At 37.3% G+C, this 17,776-nt stretch carries 11 protein-coding genes and 1 other RNA gene; 9 read left to right on the top strand and 3 right to left on the bottom strand.

What is annotated here, in order from left to right; translation table 11 throughout:
- The first annotated feature begins 698 nt into the window (after positions 1-698).
- The 9 genes from ACTBZY_RS10215 (at position 699) to ACTBZY_RS10255 (ending at position 16,239) form a co-directional block, all read left to right on the top strand.
- Positions 699-1,346 carry an RNA polymerase sigma-70 factor gene (locus ACTBZY_RS10215; RefSeq protein ID WP_463046234.1) on the top strand — a complete coding sequence of 216 codons (648 nt, stop codon included), beginning with the start codon at positions 699-701 and terminating at the stop codon, positions 1,344-1,346.
- Between the two features lie 20 nt (positions 1,347-1,366).
- A complete protein-coding gene (locus ACTBZY_RS10220; RefSeq protein WP_463046235.1) occupies positions 1,367-2,458 on the top strand; it encodes a FecR family protein in 1,092 nt (363 codons plus the stop codon).
- A gap of 148 nt (positions 2,459-2,606) precedes the next feature.
- Positions 2,607-5,912, top strand: a complete 3,306-nt coding sequence (locus ACTBZY_RS10225; RefSeq protein WP_463046236.1) for a TonB-dependent receptor — start codon at positions 2,607-2,609, stop codon at positions 5,910-5,912.
- Positions 5,913-5,932: 20 nt separating this feature from the next.
- A complete protein-coding gene (locus ACTBZY_RS10230) occupies positions 5,933-7,429 on the top strand; it encodes a RagB/SusD family nutrient uptake outer membrane protein (RefSeq protein WP_463046237.1) in 1,497 nt (498 codons plus the stop codon).
- 69 nt (positions 7,430-7,498) lie between these two features.
- Positions 7,499-8,932: a Gfo/Idh/MocA family oxidoreductase gene (locus tag ACTBZY_RS10235; RefSeq protein WP_463046238.1), complete on the top strand. Its 1,434-nt coding sequence runs from the start codon at positions 7,499-7,501 to the stop codon at positions 8,930-8,932.
- Between the two features lie 31 nt (positions 8,933-8,963).
- Complete coding sequence (locus tag ACTBZY_RS10240; RefSeq protein WP_463046239.1) at positions 8,964-10,418, top strand: FAD-dependent oxidoreductase; 1,455 nt, start codon at positions 8,964-8,966, stop codon at positions 10,416-10,418.
- A gap of 658 nt (positions 10,419-11,076) precedes the next feature.
- A complete protein-coding gene (locus ACTBZY_RS10245) occupies positions 11,077-12,303 on the top strand; it encodes a Gfo/Idh/MocA family protein (protein ID WP_463046240.1) in 1,227 nt (408 codons plus the stop codon).
- Between the two features lie 48 nt (positions 12,304-12,351).
- Entirely contained in the window at positions 12,352-13,032 is a 681-nt protein-coding gene (locus ACTBZY_RS10250; protein ID WP_463046241.1) for a 3-keto-disaccharide hydrolase, read from the top strand.
- A gap of 30 nt (positions 13,033-13,062) precedes the next feature.
- A complete protein-coding gene (locus ACTBZY_RS10255; protein WP_463046242.1) occupies positions 13,063-16,239 on the top strand; it encodes a PVC-type heme-binding CxxCH protein in 3,177 nt (1,058 codons plus the stop codon).
- Between the two features lie 131 nt (positions 16,240-16,370).
- Here ACTBZY_RS10255 and ssrA read toward each other — a convergent pair.
- The 3 genes from ssrA to ACTBZY_RS10270 all read right to left on the bottom strand — a co-directional run.
- Positions 16,371-16,744: a transfer-messenger RNA gene (gene ssrA / locus ACTBZY_RS10260) on the bottom strand.
- A 48-nt stretch (positions 16,745-16,792) separates the two neighbouring features.
- Positions 16,793-17,515: a DUF3307 domain-containing protein gene (locus ACTBZY_RS10265; RefSeq protein ID WP_463046243.1), complete on the bottom strand. Its 723-nt coding sequence runs from the start codon at positions 17,513-17,515 to the stop codon at positions 16,793-16,795.
- A partial coding sequence (locus ACTBZY_RS10270) for a helix-turn-helix transcriptional regulator (protein ID WP_463046244.1) occupies positions 17,512-17,776 on the bottom strand: 265 nt, incomplete at its 5' end. The genes ACTBZY_RS10270 and ACTBZY_RS10265, both read right to left, overlap by 4 nt.

Genomic DNA, 17,776 nt, shown 5'->3' on the forward strand with positions numbered 1-17,776 from the left:
GGATCTCGTGAATGGTACCTCCTTTGAATATGATATTGAGACTGGGACTGAGTAATTTTAGCATTTCAAAAACTATTTGTCAGTGAATCTATTAGAACAATCAAATTGTTATGATTGTGCTGTAATCAAAACTCAAAATATTCGTTAGGCATAACACCAGCAAGAAATCAAAGTCTACACATAATATGTCCTACACTAATAAGAATCGACGAATAGAAACCTATGATTCTTTTGCTTAATGATTCAGTCTTAAGGTCAGCGAATCGTCCAATGATTCGTTAAAAAAAATCGTCCTGATTGGCTTTTAAAGTTGCTTTGGATGACAGGATATTTCAACCTAGATTATGCATAGGGGAATCGTTATGAGTTTTAAAGTGCAATAAATCAGACAATAAAAGGAAATTAGCATAACGTTTACCTGAGCCTTTTGTCTAAGGATCCTGGTGATTGAGTTTAAATGGGTCTACGTACTGATGGGGAGCAATTTAGCTTCGTTCCCGATAGCTATCGGGAGATTTTCTAATGAATAATTCGGGTTTAAACAGTGATTTTTTCACTTAGAGATTTTGAATGAGTTTTATGTGAGAGTTAGTTTTTAGCCTTATTTTAGAAATAATTGAAAAATTTCAAGAAAGAATGTGGGGTTTATGGTAATAATTGTGCCTCTATTAATGTACAACCCCTGACCAACCAGAAAGATGAAACCAAATACTGAGCGAAAATTATCGAAGCCGAGTTTGATGAGGATATCTAGTAATGAGATTGAATTTAATCAGGAGGTTGTACTTAGAAATACCTTTCGGGAGTCTGTAAGGGACGGTTTTGAGTTGATGTTTAGATATTACTATGCCGCCTTGTGTAGTAATGCGATTCGAATTGTATATGATCGAGAAGCGGCTGAAGATATTGTTTCTGATGTCTTTGAAGATTTTTGGGAGAAACGCTGTGATACGGAGATGAAGACATCCTATAAGTCATATTTATATCAGGCCGTGAGAAATAAGTCATTGAACTATCTAAGTAGGAGCATAGATAAAAAACATCTGATAGTAGAAATAAATGAAGAGGTTTTGAATAAGGGAATTCAGATGACACCAGAAGACATTATGAACTTCCATGAACTTATACAACATCTAGAAAAGGCAATTGGAAGCCTACCCAAACAGTCTAGAAGAGCCTTTCAGCTCAATAGATTAGATGGAAAAAGGTACGTTGAAATTGCCAAGGAATTGAATATTACGGTTAGTGCGGTAGAAAGATTGATAGGCAGAGCCTTAAAGAAATTAAGAGAAACATTAAGCAATGAGGCCTATTTTGGTATTGTGCTTTTAGTAATAGTTAACTAATAAAGAAATTCATCAATAGAATGGAAAAGTCGATTTCAAGAAAAATACTTTTTAAATTTTTCGAGGGAAAACATACCAGTTTCGAAGGGGGTATGATTCAGGAATGGTTAAAACTGGATGAGAATAAGGAACTCTACTTTACGTATATGCATGAGTGGGAAGTTCTTAATCCGCAAGTGATTATAGATATGGAGTCTCGATTATCTGGTATTATTAATAAAGTGGAAAAAAATAATGTTCAGGAGAAAGAATCGAATTCCTATGATCACGAAAAATTCGGAACCAGATTTTATCTGAAAGTTGCTGCTGCAATTGCAGCTATCCTTCTTGTAGGTGGATATTTAGTGTTAAATCAAGTTAAATATGTTACAGACATTGCTAGCTATAGCACAAACGTTGAAAACGCCAGATTGGTCTCAGGGGAGATTTTTGAAAAACAAAATCTAGGGGTAAAACCTCTACTGGTGAATCTTCCAGACGGCTCTTCTATATTATTACAACCCAAAACAAGAATCAGTTATAATCCTAAAACTTTTGGTGTTGAGCGTCGAGAACTCATAATGGAGGGAGAGGCATTTTTTGAGGTTTATAAAGATAAAGAAAGACCATTTATAGTATACGCTAATGATATGATAGCAAAGGTGTTAGGTACAAGTTTTACGATACGGACTAATGCTAAATCAAATACCGCTGAAGTTTTTGTAAAATCAGGTAAAGTCTCCGTTTTCACCCAAAAAGATTTCAATAAATCGGCAAAAATTGAAGGCAGTGAATTACACGGTATCGTACTTGAACCTTCTCAAAAACTAGAAGTAGGTAGGAATAAACAACATACTCTAAAGCCTGAAAATATTCAAAAAAGTGATTTGTTGGAGGAGATAGAAATCTTGAATTTTAATTTTAATGAGGTTAGGGCAGAAGATGTTTTCAACACATTGGAGAAGGCGTATAATGTTGATATTGTGTATGATAAAGAAAAGTTGTCTTCTTCAAGATTAACCGCTCACTTAGGTGATGAACCTTTGAGAGAAAAACTAAAACTTATTTGTTTAGCCCTAGAGGCCTCTTTTCAGGAAATTGATGATAAGATTTTGATAAAGCGTAAAAACTGAATAATACTTTAAACTCTATTTAAATGAACTCTTCCTAAAAAAAAGAGCCTTGGGACAAGTAGTTCCAAGACTCAAGGCTTAACTGTAATTGGACTTACAGTTAGGCATATTTAAAGAAAATTGCTCATCCCTTAAACATTTACAAGTTATGCAAAAATCATATCCTAAAACAAGGATACTCATTAATATCATGAGAATTTCAGTAATACAGCTCCTACTGCTCCTGTGCTTCTTAACTGGCTCCATCGCTAGAGAAGGCTTCTCTCAGGATGTATTGGAACAGAAAATATCATTAAAAGTTGATAGAAGTCCTATTAAGCTTATTTTCAGTGAGATAGAAAAGCTTAGCGAAATTAAATTTATTTATAGCCCTGATTTAATAAACGCTAATCAGAAAGTTAGTGTCAATTATTCTAATACGACTGTAGCTGAGGTTCTGAGCGGTGTATTAACTGGTTTAAGACTTAATTACGCCGTTTCTGGAAATCAAATTGTCATAAAGAGAGACAGAGAACAATTCAAGATAAAAGAAGAAGAAAAGTCGTCTTCTATAAACAGAATCCAAGGTAGAGTATTGGATGAGAATGGTAGCGGTTTTATTGGGGTTACCGTTAGAGTCAAAGGAACAATCAATGGAACTTCTACAGATGAGAATGGGAATTTTAATATAGAAGCTAATCCAGGAGATGAGCTTGTCTTTAGTTTCGTAGGATACGTAGATTATACGTTGGTTCTTGACAATTCCACTCAGATAGAGATTAGGATGAAGACTGATTCGAAAGCTCTAGAAGAGATTGTGGTTATCGGATATGGCACCGTAAAAAAGAGTGATTTGACAGGTTCTTTGGTTTCTATTAAAGAAGACGAAATTCAAAGCCTACCTACGACTAATGTCATTCAGGCTATGAATGGGAGAGCAGCTGGAGTTTATGTGCAGCAAAACTCAGGAGCACCCGGAGCACCAATTAGTGTTAGAATAAGAGGAATTGGATCTATACAAGGAAGTAATGAACCTCTGTATGTTATAGATGGGTTTCCAACAAATGATATTACTATCCTAAATAGTTCAGAGGTGGCAAGTGTAGAGATTCTAAAGGATGCTTCTGCTACCGCCATTTACGGGTCAAGAGGAGCAAACGGGGTAGTCTTAATTACAACGAAACAAGGAAAATCAGGTAAGGCGAGGGTTTCGTTTAACTCAGGATATAGTATGCAATACCTTAGAAAGAAGCTTGAATTGATGAATGCTGAAGAATATGCTTCTTTTGTCAATGAGACCTTGGCAAATTCAAATGCTAATCCATTCTTCTCTCAAGAACAAATTAATAAGGCAGGAACAGGTTTTGATTGGCAGGATGCCTTGTTTAAAAACGCTGCTATGATTAGAAATTCTCTAAATATAAGTGGTGGCAGTGAGGCTACAAGATTTGCAATAGGCTTGAGTGCTCATAATCAGCAAGGTATTATTAAGAGGAGCGATTATAATAGATATTCGTTGGTTTCCAACATTGTGCATGATTTCAATAAGAAATCCAGAGTATCATTATCCACTAAGCTTAGTAGGATAAATACAGACATAAAAAACCCTGTTGGAGGGAATCGGGGAGGAGGAATAATTGGAGGTACACTTTCTGCACCGCCTACCTTAAGTCCATATAATGAAGATGGTACCTATAGAAGACTGCTTACTGCTTACCCTTTCATCTCAAATAGTCTAGCCAATCCAATAAATTCACTAAATGAAGCAACTTCGATTAAAGAGTCGAATTTGATAATTATTAATGCAGATTTCACCTATAGTCCTATACCCGAACTTACCTTTAAGATTCTTGGGGGCATAGAAAGTAGAGGCGATCTTCAAACTCAGCATGTAACAAACAATATTTTAAGTGGAAATAGCTCCGCCAACATAGGCTCTGTAAATTATACGAGTTTACTTAACGAGAATACAGTAAGTTATAATAAGACTTTTAATGATAAACATTCTTTGTCATCTGTTTTAGGATTCACTTATCAAGATTTTACCACAGTAGGTCATAGTGGTGGTGGTACTGGATATATTAGTGATGTAGTAGAAGCGTTTGATATTGGAGCCGCTTTAAATCCCAATATTCCAAGCAGTTCTTATAGAAAGTCAGAACTGCTATCTGGATTGGGTCGTGTAAATTATTCGTTCGATAATAAATATCTCTTTACTGCTAGTATGAGAGCAGATGGTGCATCTCAGTTTAGTAAAGGAAATAAATGGGGATATTTCCCATCTGCAGCATTTGCTTGGCGAATTTCTAATGAGGACTTCTTTTTCGAGAATTCTCTTATTTCTAACATGAAATTAAGAACTTCATGGGGGAGAGTAGGTAGCCAGGCTATCGCTGCATATACAACATTAAATTTACTCTATTCTGGGAATGTTGTTCTTGGTGACGGACTTCAGGTCAGCTATGCTCCAGGAACACGTTTACCGCAAAACCTAAAATGGGAAACCTCCGAAACGAAAAACATTGGTTTTGATTTAGGCTTTTTGAACAATAGATATAATATGTCTATTGACTATTATATAAAGGACACCAAGGATTTACTTAATACTGTAGGTCTGCCATCCTCTATGGGATATAATACGGCCATCCGAAATATTGGAGGTCTACAAAATAAGGGGATAGAAGTTGCCTTAGATGCCAAATTACTGACTAAGAAAGATTTCTTATGGGATGTTAATTTAAACTTTTCGTCTAATCGAAATAAGATTACGAGGCTTGTCAACGGTAGAGATATTTTTGGTGGAAGTATTAATGTAAACCTGGTACAAGATGACCTGAATGTACTTAAAGAGGGCCAGCCGGTTGGTCGTTTCTGGGGGTACTTAGAAGACGGGTATGACGACAAGGGAAGTATAAAATTCAAAGACTTGGACGGGGATGGTATCATTAGCTCTAATGATAAAACATTTATCGGTGATCCTAATCCAGATTTCATTTACGGCCTCCAGTCAAATATGTCCTTTAAAGGAATTGAGTTTTCTTTTTTCTTTCAAGGAACTCAAGGGAACGACATATTTAATGTCAACGCTATAAATAATACACTTGATTATGGTATAGGACTGAATATGCCAAGAGCTGTATATCTTGATCATTGGACGCCAACCAACACGGACGCCAAATATCCGATACCACGTCTTAGTACCAATGTTAAAGCATCAGATAGGTTTGTTGAAGATGGTTCATATCTAAGATTAAAGAATATCGAATTGGCGTATAAACTGGAGATGCCTAAATCAAGTCAGAATAGTTTACGTTTTTATATGAGTGCCCAAAACTTGCTTACCCTGACCCGTTATTCTTGGTGGGATCCAGAAGTGAACTCTCTAGGTGGAAATACCTCTGTAAATCAAGGGATAGATTATTATACCTATCCAACAGCGAAGTCAATCACTTTTGGTGTACAGGCCAATTTTTAAAACTCAAAATGAATTTTACAATGAAAAATAGTCTATATAAGAATACTAGCCAAACTCGAAAGCTTTTGAATTGGTCAAAAGGTAAAGTCACAGGAACAGGTCTAATTGCTCTTGTAGCGATATCCCTAATTTCGTGCGAAAAGATTCTTGAAGAAGGTCCAAAGTTGGTAGCCGAGGAAAGCTTTTATAATACTTCTTTGGAAGTTGGAACAGCGGTTAATGCCATTTATGAACCCTTACGCCAATTACCAGATGCGGGTATTGTGGGAATTAACAGTGCTTTGGATGAAATGTGCTATGGTCGTGGTAGCTGGGCCTGGTTAAATCAATATGATGGTTTAAACAGTACCTGGGTTACGCGAACTTCAAACATGTGGGGGCCATTTTATTTGGCGATACGAAACGCCAACCTAGTGATTCGAAATGTGCCTTTGAGCTCTATGTTAAATCAAAATGAAAAGGATAGTTTTATCGGGGAGGCTAAGTTTCTAAGGGCGTTTGCCTATTTCAACTTAGTTAAAAATTGGGGTTCCGTACCTATTCGTACGGAAGAGAATTTTGACATCATAGATGTACCTAAAAGTTCGGTAGATGAAATTTATCAGCTTATTCTTAGAGATTTGGCCGAAGCAGAAGTAAAATTACCCAATGAAGAAAGGCTTAGAGGTGCACCATCTAAGTGGGCTGCCAAAACATTACTTTCCGATGTTTATTTGAATAATGGTAAATATGCTGAATCTCGTGATAAGGCGTATGAGGTAATTAGCTCAGGAAAATATGCATTGTTGACGGTTAAAAAGGTTGAAGATTTTCAGAATCTTTTTGGCTCAAATACTGTCAAAAATTCAGAAGAAATTTTCTACTCTTTATATTCTCATGACAATGGTTTAGGAAATATCTGGCCTGGTTTACTGAATCATCCTAGAACCGGCCTTTATGGCAACTCTGGAGTCTATGGTGTTCATGGAAATTCAGAGAATCCAGCTTTTAAAAACTGGGATGATAAAGATCTGAGAAAAGGGTTATGGTATCCGCAAGAATTTGGAGTATCTCCCACCACATTACTTTCCATGAAATTTATAGATACTGAAAGTCCTGGTCTGGCTGGTGGCGGCAACCCAGTAACTTGGTATCGATATGCAGATGTTTTATTAATCTATGCTGAGGCTGAAGGTAGGGTAAATGGAGTTACCAAAGAGGCGATAGAAGCATTAAATAAAGTGCATAGGAGAGCATATGGTTTAGAGCCACAAAAGCCATCTTCAATAGACTTTGGAACAGGAGACTACGATTCGGACAGCTTCTTGGAATTAATTCTTAAAGAAAGAGGATACGAATTTCAATTGGAGGGTAAAAGATGGCCCGATTTGAAACGAACAGGAAAAGCCTCAGAAATAATCAAGGAGGTTTGGGGTATTGAACTATCAGAGAAAAATTATTTATGGCCTATTCCCATCAATGAATTCAACTTTAATCAGGCTCTTGATGGCGTTAAAGACCAGAATCCAGGTTATTAAATTGGAGTAATTAAACCGTTTTGCTGTCTTATTAGGGTCGCTTGATGTGATCATTAAATACCTATGGAAATGAAAGAAAATATAAGCCGGCGAGATGCTCTTAAAATATCTGGTATGATGTCATTATCATATTTGGTAGACAGCCCCTTAAATGCGAAGGAAGTAGATAGTAAAAATATTGAGAGCTTATCTTCTAAAAGGCTAAAAGTTGGGATTATTGGGTTTGGAATAAGAGGAGAGCAGCTTATGAGAGCCGCTGGTTTTCCGACTGCTGAATGGGTTGAAAATAACAAAGGAAACACAAGCTATGAGGAATATGCGAATCAAGAAAGCCTGAATATTGAAATAACAGGTATTTGTGACCTCTATGATTTTAGAGCCAAGAAAGCGTTAGAAGCCGGCGGAAAAACAGCCCGATTATACAGAAGTTATAAAGAACTGTTGGCGTCAAAGGAGATAGATGCTGTAATTATTGCGACACCAGATCATATGCATGCTCCTATGGTGATAGAGGCTGTAAGGCAAGGAAAGCATGTTTATGTAGAAAAATGCTTTACTCATAAGTATGAGGAAGTAAATGAAGTATATAAAGCTGTAAAAAAGAGTAATGTTACTTTTCAGTTAGGCCATCAGCTACGTCAAAAGGATACCTACCATCACGCTAAAGATATTTTGTATCTCGATGTTTTGGGAAAGACAACATTAATTCAGTCAAGTACCAATAGGAATTCAAGACAAGGTGCTTGGGTGTACGACATTCCGAAAGATGCGAGTGAAATTAATATTGATTGGGCTCAATTTGATTCTACAAGAGCATTTGACGCTGACCGATTTTTTAGATGGCGAAAATACTGGGATTATGGAACAGGGCTGGCTGGCGATTTATTTACGCATGAATTTGATTCGATAAATTCTATAATGAATCTAGGAATACCGCATTCAGCGATGGCTTCAGGTGGCATTTATTTTTACAAAGATGGTCGTGAAGTTCCGGATGTTTTTCAGGTTAGTTTTGAATACCCTGATAAGAACATGACACTTCTGTATAGTGCCACATTGGCGAATGACGCCACTAGAGAAAGTATGATAATGGGTTCTGATGCTACTATGTATTTGGGAAATACGATTAAGGTATTTCCAAATCCTAGCTCCACAAAATATGCTCAAAAACTATCTTCTGGAATTATGAAGAAGAATGAAGCCTTTTTTGAATATCCTTCTAAAGCAGAAGAAGTTCCCGAAGCTGTCGATGCCATTAGTGGAGCGACTACTGAGTATTTCAAGCAAAAGGGTATGATGAGTACATACAAAAATGGAATCAAAATAGATCCAACCCATCTCCATATCATGGAATGGTTGCTATGTATTAGAAATGGTTGGGAGACTAGCTGTAATATAGAAAGTGCCTATCAAGAAGCAATAACTGCTCACATGGCAACTTTATCTTATAAAAATGGTAAAAAAGTAGTGTGGGATGATTTAGAAAAGAAATTGAATTGGTAATTAAAACCCTTAAAATAAAAGAATTAATAGAATGGAAAATAGTAGAAGAAAGTTCATAAAGAAATCGGCTGTTGGCATTTGGGGAGCTACTTTGATTCCTCATTTACCAATTATGGGTGCGGAAAATAAAATATTGTATTCTAATGGTCTTCCAGCCAGTATGTATCATGAAAAAGCTAAGGATGTTCCCATTGTAGAAGAAGTAGATGTAATTGTTTGTGGAGCTGGACCTGCTGGATTTGCAGCAGCACTTGCAGCAGCAAGAACGGGTGCAAAAGTCAGGTTAATAGAAGTTCATGGTTGTTTAGGGGGCGTTTGGACCGCAGGTATGTTGGCCTGGATTTTTGATTTTGAAAAGCCTGGCATTACCTATGAGATAATGAAAGAATTAGAACAAAGAGGTGCTAAAAGAGGTACCAACGTTAAGAACTTTGTTTATGAAATTGAAGAAATGAAATTACTTCTTGAAGAGAAATGTATTGAAGCGGGGGTTAAGTTTCAATTACATACAAGGGTTGTAGCGGCATATACCAATGATAAAAAACAATTAACCACTATAATAACGGAATCTAAGTCAGGTCGTCAAGCGTGGGTTGCAAAAGCCTTTATTGATGCAACAGGCGATGGAGATTTGGGAGCCTTAGCCGGAAACGGTTGGGATTATGGATATAAAGAAACTGGAGAGACTCAACCAATGACCTATATGTCTCTCATCACTATAGATAAGCCAGAAAGATTAAGTGATTTTATCTCTTTTTATAATGGGGATAAGGAGCATCGGGAAAAAACAAACGCATTTAAAGAAGAACTACATCGTGCAGGAATAGATACTTCCTACGGTCATCCCACTTTATTTCAAGTTAAAGATAACCTCATTGCATTAATGATTAATCACGAATATGGCGTTGACCCTTTTGATGCAGACCAAATGACGGCCGCTACTGTGAGGGGAAGAGCAGAGGTAAATAAAGTAGTTAAAACTTTAAGAAAATTTGGAGGCAAATGGGAGAGTGTTCAGTTAGTTGCGTCGTGCGAACAGATTGGAGTTAGGGAGGGTAGAAGACTTCATGGTATTTATACAGTCACAGATTCAGACTTAATTATGGGAGTACGACATGAAGATGCCATTGCGAGAGTTACTTTCGGAATAGATATCCATGCTGCCACAAAGAGTAAGAACGATGAAAGTGCTCTCAGTAATACTACCAAAGAAGGGCTGAGAGCAAAACCATATGATATTCCAATTCGAGCTCTCATTGCCAAGGATGTTGATGGTTTGTTAATGGCCGGACGGTGCATTAGTGGTGATTTTGTGGCTCATGCCAGTTATCGCGTAACGGGTAATGCTGTAGCAATGGGGCAAGCGGCTGGCGTTTTAGGAGCTTTGAGTGCTTTGAATAATATATCGGCACACAAAGTAAAATGGGCTCAAATAGAGGATTCTCTTGAAGCCAGTTACCAGTTTTCCAAAACCATGTTTGATTAAAGTAATAGGTAGTTTTCGAGTATTTTTTTGTTCTTTATTTATTAAAATAAATTGGAGAATCCTTCCATAGCTTTAGTCATGCCAAGTACGGATAAAAAAATATTCATTTATAATCAAAATTGGTTAAACCAAATTATGCGTTCGATAACTGCGTATTGAGAGATTAAATAGCAATAAATCAGACAGTTAAATTTAGAAGCATGTCACAGTTATGGTCACTGAATTGAGTTTGCGGACAGATTTGTGCAAGGCGTAGAATGCTGAATGCCAGTCATTTAAACGAGCGGCTTTCTATTTCGGTTTTAAGAAGCATTTTAGTACAGTTAATTCTGGAGTTTTGGTTGATCCAATCTGTTTTGATATAGAATTCTATAGTGTACTTATTATCCCAGAAACTGACAACAAAGAGCTCAACAATCTTGAAAAATTAATAGAGTAGAAAGAATAGTAAATTGGAAAACCCCTGGCATATGCTGGGGATTTTTTTTGAGTAGAGAATGATAAAGATTCTCCTTAAGCTGGGCGAATATTAGTTATCTCACCTTTCCCTTTATCAGACAGCGTTTAAAATTAATTGGGATGCTTACAATCAAACAAGTTCTACTGTTTGGGCTTTTTCACAAGGTTTATGTATTTTCACCTACAAAGAAATTAACTAATGAATCAACCGAATTATAAAAAATGCTCTCGTCGTAATTTTATAGGAATTACCGCTGCTACCGGAACTGCCTTTGCTATTTCACCACGCTTCACCTTTGCAGGTATACCAACTTCGTCTAGAAAAGTACGTGTTGGTGTTGTTGGCGGAAGATTTGGACTAGGTTTTCACTTTAATGAGCACCCGAATGTCACCGTCGAAGCAGTTAGCGATCTACGAGCAGATCGACGCTCGGCCTTAATGAAAACCTATAAATGCAAGAAAGCATATAACTCTTTAGAATTATTACTTCAAGACCCAAAAATTGAAGCTGTAGGCATATTTACTCCTGCTCCAGATCACGCCAATCATGTTATTCAAACTTTAAAAGCAGGCAAACATGCATTGTGTGCTGTACCTGCTGCTTTGACTATCGAAGATTGTTATCGAATTTTGGAAGCCGTTAAATCTACAGGCAAAAAATATATGATGGCTGAAACCTCTACCTATAGACAAGAAACCATCACCGCCAAGAAGATGTATGCGGAGGGTAAATTTGGCAATATCTTTAGTAGTGCCGCTCAATATTACCATCCAGGGCTTGAAGAGTTGTATTTTAATACGGATGGTTCAGCTACTTGGCGTCACGGACTACCGCCTATGTTGTACCCTACGCACGTCACAGCTTTTTTAATTGCCGTAACTGGTGAACGCTTAACACATGTGACTGGTTTAGGTTGGGGCGATGATGACCCTATCCTCAAGGGCAATCCTTATAACAATCCATTTTGGAATGAAACAGCCTTGTTTAAAACCAATCGCGGAAATTCATTTACGGCCGAAGTATGTTGGCGAGGAGCCTTGTCGCATTGTGAAAAAGGAGAATGGCGTGGCGACAAAATGAGTTATTATATGGGTTATAAAAATGAACCTGTACACACGGTTCATGCTGGTGATAAATTAGTAAAAGATGATGGTGGCTTTACGGTAGCCCACCCCGAACTAAAACCCTATGATCAAGAAAAGTGGTGGGAAACTGATGCATTGCCACAAGCAATGAGACATAGTAGTGGTCATGGCGGTTCTCATACCTTTATTACCCACGAATTTATTTCATCGATACTTGAAGATAGAGAACCGGAGGTGAACATTTATGAAGCTTTGGCTTATACCGCTCCGGGTATCATTGCTCATGAATCAGCAATGAACGGTGGGGAATATAAAAGCATTCCAAATTTTGATATTTAATTAAAAATTTACCTCTTACTAATAATTTTAAAGTGTCCAATCCTGTTTATGAAATCAGTTTATAACAATCCAATCAGCGTAAAAAAAATAGTCAGAGCCTTCATATTTTTCATATTGGTAATCTATACCTTCTCTAATAGCTCATACGCTCAAAAAGTTGATTCAACATTTTCTCTTTTTGATGGTAGCACACTAAATGGCTGGAAGACAGTAAAATCAGACAATAGCAAATATTGGAAAGTGGCAGATGGAGTTATTATCGGAGGTGATGGAGAAACTAAGATTCCAACCAATACCTACCTTCATACCACCCAAGCCTTTGAGGATTTTGAATTGAGATTCCTATTTAGGATTTCTGGTAACCACGACCAGGGTCTAATAAATAGTGGTGTTCAATACCGTTCCATTATTGAGGGAAATAAAATTGTTGGCTATCAAGCAGATATCGGAAAAGGCTACTGGGGTGATATCTATGATGAGCATCGCCGTGCTAAACTTGTTGGCGGTAATCTTAACATTTTAAAACAGATTCTTAATGAAGAAGGTTGGAATAGCTACATAGTAAGATGCAAAGGAAACAAACACGAACTGTACATTAACGGTGTAAAAGTTTCGGAGTATGTTGAGAAAGACCCAGACATACCTTCAAAAGGGGTCATCGGTTTTCAATTACATAGTGGTGGAAACGCAAAAGTAGAATTCAAGTATATAACCATTACAACTTTGTAATACTGTAATTGACAATCAATTAGTTAACAAATGAATATTAAGAATCTAGCATTTGCCGCAGGAGTTGCTTTCTGTCTAATTATTGGCTGTAAGAAAATGGCATCGAAATCGGACGCAGAAATAAAAAAGGGTGTGGCTCTTGATAAAAAAACTCAGTCAACTAGAACAGAGGCAAATTCACCAGAAAAAGAATTAGCGGGTTTTCAAGTACCTGAAGGCTTTGTAATAGAACTTGTAGCGAGCGAAAAAGATGGGATAGTCAATCCGATAGATATGACCTTTGACGATGCTGGAAGGCTTTGGACTCAAACCGGTTCAATGTATCCACTCGATCCAGTTGCAAATATACAGTGGCAAGATTTATTGAAACTAATGGATAATCCTGAAGCCCAAGAGAATGACCCAAATTTCAAGCGAATACTTGATTTATACAGAGGTGTTACTAAAGGAGATGATAAAATATTGATCCTCTCTGATTTGTACGGCAGCTCTAAAATAAAGACTAATGTTTGGGCAGATGGTCTGGCAATTCCGCAAAGTATTTTACCCTATAAAAATGGTGCGTATGTGGCTCAAGGTTCAGAACTTTTCTTTTTAAGTGACAGTGATAATGACGGTAAAGCAGATGCCCGAACTCCACTATTCGAAGGATTTGGTTTTACAGACACCCATACCATGTCTCATACATTGGTGCGGGGCCCTGGAGATTGGATACATTTCAGTCAAGGTGCTCTTAATAAAGGAGAAATAAAATCAGTGCTTAGTGGTGTTAAAGTCCGTATTGATTACAGTAAAATAGCTAGGTTTTCTTTAGACGCTGATAAATTAGAGCTTGTCAATGCGGGACTTAATAATATTTGGGGTTTTCAATTAAGGGGTAACGGGCAATGGTACGGAACAGAAGCCAATGACCTTGGTTATTCAATTGTGCCCATGGAAAATGGTACTGGTTTTCCGGGCATTGGTAATGAGCGTTTAAGACCATATCAACCATGGATGCCCCAATTGCATGATTTTCGCGTTGGAGGGACTGGAATTTCGGGTTTAGCTTTTGCCGATGATAATTCAGGTTCTTTTCCTGACCAATGGAAAGATGTGGCATTTTTAGCAAATCCAATTGCGAGTAATATCAATGCAGTAAGAATTATTCGAAACAATGATGGGTCAATAACCACTAAACATCTTCCAGATTTTTTAACTTCAACAGACGACTGGTTTCGCCCTGTGAACATGGAATTTGGTCCTGACGGTTGTTTGTATATAGCAGATTGGTACAACAAAATTGTTTCACATAATGAGTTGCCAACTTCGCATCCCGATCGTGATAAAACACATGGTCGCATTTGGCGTGTAAGACATGTGTCTCAGAAAACTAGAGAGATACCTAATTTTTATGAAGTTCAAACTGATGAACTTGTTGCTTATCTTAAATCGCCTTCATTATGGGCAAAAAGAGCGGCATGGCATCAGATAAGCGATCGTCCTAAAGAAGAAACGAAAGCATTGTTTAAAGATTTATTGGCAATTGTCTCTGACACTTCACATGACGAAATCACTAGGATATTGGGGCTTTGGTCTTTGGAAGGAATTCGTCATTATGATCCATCGCTGATTTCCAATTTGCTTAATTCCAATTCAGATAACCTCAGGAGGGAAGCGGTACGTTCATTAGCTTCTTTTTCGATTAACATTGATGATTTGGCGAGCCTGCTCGAAAAGGTTTCAGAAGACCCTAACCCAATGGTTCGTTCTCAAGTATTAAGAACTTTGGAAGAAATTGATAAAGCCAATTCGAAAACTATAGCAATATTAATAAATGCATGTAAACCTGAGTTGGGAGGAAACAGCCTAGGAGGATCTTACGAACGTCTTTTTGAAAGGTATCTGGCGAGAAAAACACTTGAAAAATATCCAAAAGAATTATTCGCATTTATTAACTCTAAAGAAGTAGAACAACAAGCTGCAAAGAACGTCATATGGGCTTCTCAAGCCTTGCCGAAAAAAGAACAAAGAGAACAGGTTTTTCTTGATTTTTCTAAAAGAGCTGGCTACACATCTTTTGATGAATCTACATTTGTCATGGTTGCTAATATGTTGAATAACCCGGCAATATATCATGAGGTTGAGCAAATTTTGAATGATGACAATGGAGCAGAAGCACTTTTATCAATGATAATCAAAAATTTAGATCAAGTTAAATCTGTAGAACTTGGCAAAATTTTACAAAAGCCAATTGAATTTTTACTTTCATCGGAAGAAGAGTCCAAACAATTTTTAGGGCTAAAAGCGGTTTCATTGCTCAATACGCCAAATGTGAGAGAGCACATTTTGGCCTTGAGTAAAAAAAATACCGATGCCAAAACGATGAGCCTTGTTATTTCGGTTTTAGAAAACAATGCCGAATTGAATACAAAAGAACTTTCAGAATTTGCCAAAAATGAAACTTTGGAACAGTCTACTCGTGCCCTTGCTGCTAGAGCCTTAGCTAAAGGTGATATTGCATTAGCAACCAGTCTTTTAAAAGAATGGTTACCTCCATTAAATCAATCACAACAGCTAGAAATAACTAAAATAGTTTCTGCATCCAAACAAGGTTCCAAAGCACTACTTACACTGTTAAAAGCTAACATTATAGACCAGAGTGCTTTTGATTTGTCAAGTGCCGAACGTGTACACAATTGGGATATAAAAGACGAAGTAGGTTCTGCCTTGTTGGAAGCCGTTATCCTTAGCGTAGAGGACGAGAAAAAGGAATTTAAAGCCAACTTAGAGAAATTTCTAGTCATTGCTGAAAATGGAAACGGTGACGCTAAGAAAGGAAAACAATTGTTTCAAACTTGTTTGCTGTGTCATCGTGTTGGAAATAACGGGCAAAATATTGCACCAGCTCTCGATGGCTCTGCCAAACGAGAAAATGAGGCCTTATTAACAGCCATTTTGAATCCAGATGCAGCAGTTGAAAGCAGCTATGCAATATATCGTTTGGTACAAAAGGATGGCAATTCTTTGGAAGGCTATCTTTCAAAAAAAGATGATAAGGGAACCACCATTGCATTTATGGGCGGGAGTACATTATTTGTTTCTAAAGACGCAATAAAGACGGAAGGTTTTTTAGGCGGACGTTCATTTATGCCCAAAGGACTCATGAATAACTATTCGGATGAGCAAGCCGCAGACTTATTGGCTTTCATTAAAACTTTAAAGTAATAAAATTCAAACATTTAACTTTCTAATTCAGAATTCTTTTGGGTTTTCATCGTCAATTATGGGCTAAATGCGGACTAAACTGCAAATAAAAAACCTCAACTACTTAATAATAAGATAGTTGAGGTTTTACAAAGTGGAACTGCAGGGATTCGAACCCTGGTCCGAACATGGCCCCTGTCGAGCCTTCTACATGTTTATTCGGTCTTAGTTTTCGAGATTGAGGAGCCGTCCGACGTACCTAATTCAACCCTTATTTTCTCCGATACTATTTACTGGTAAGAAATCCGCCAGAAAACGCCTCTGCGTGTCGACACCTCTAGTTCTCCCGCGGCAGAGGTTAGCAGGAGAGAGATGTGGCGTAAGGTTAATCTAATCTAGATTAAGCAGCCATGGCATACTGAGTATTGCCTCTTGTTGTTCGGAAGAATTTTTAAATGGAGGTTCTACCAACTCCATACATGCTTATACTCGCAAATGCATCACGCCGTCAAAACCGGTCAGTCCCATTGCGTTGTAAATCTACAACGATATATCGGTTTAATAGTTCCGTCTATTAAAAAGAATTTATCATATAATTTGCCAATATACCCAAAAGAATGGTAGGAGTGATGCTCATTAAAGTGCCTATAAGCACATATTCCATTTGTTTGATTTCGGTATCCTTAAATCTCAAAATCGCCTTTGTGGCAATCAAAAAGCCCATTGCAGAGAATTGACCTGTCAAAATGAAAGTCAGAATCAAAATCCTTTCTAAAATGCCTATCCATAATCCTGCTTTTTCTAAAGATTCTTGTCGGTCTGGTTCTAGCTGAGACCGCCATCTGTACGTAAAAATATTAATAACCACACTTAAAGGAAACGTGATGACGCCGTAGGCAAAAACTAAGACCCAGACTTTAGGGTTGTCAAATAATGAGAGTACGGATTCTCCTAGCCAATTCCAACCGTTAATGAGCCATAGCCAAGCGATAAAAAGCATGAGCGTGTGTAAAAACTGGTCTAATACAAACAGCACATAACGGTTCCATTTGATATAAATTTTACCCAGGTCAATGGCGTAATGCGTGATACCTATAAAAAGTGCGGCTAGAAAGCTTCCAGAAAATATCCATGCCGCTATAAAAGTGATAAGGATATGTAAGTAAAGCTTTTTAGACCTTATTTTATTCAATTCTTTATCTCTGCTCCAAGAGTTAAATTGCAGAAAGTAATCAGATACCATATGTGCAATCAATAGCTTTACTAGGAGACTTATTTCGGGATTTGTGAGCGTCATAGCGTATTTTGATAGTGTTCAACTATTTTTTCGATAAGGTTCCAACCTGAATTTTTAATTCTTCTGTTTACAGAAGATTGCGTTATGCCTATTTGTTCGGCTATTTCTTGCTGCGTTTTATCTTGTAGCAGCCAGTAATGGACTTCCGTTTGATTCAGGGTGCTATTTCTTTCTAAATAATCCAAAGTGGCGGTGTGCACTAACCATTCCGCATTTTTGTATTCATCTTCTGTATGAATACTTAGTAGCCTTTTTTCGTCC

The organism is Arcticibacterium sp., from assembly GCF_055134445.1.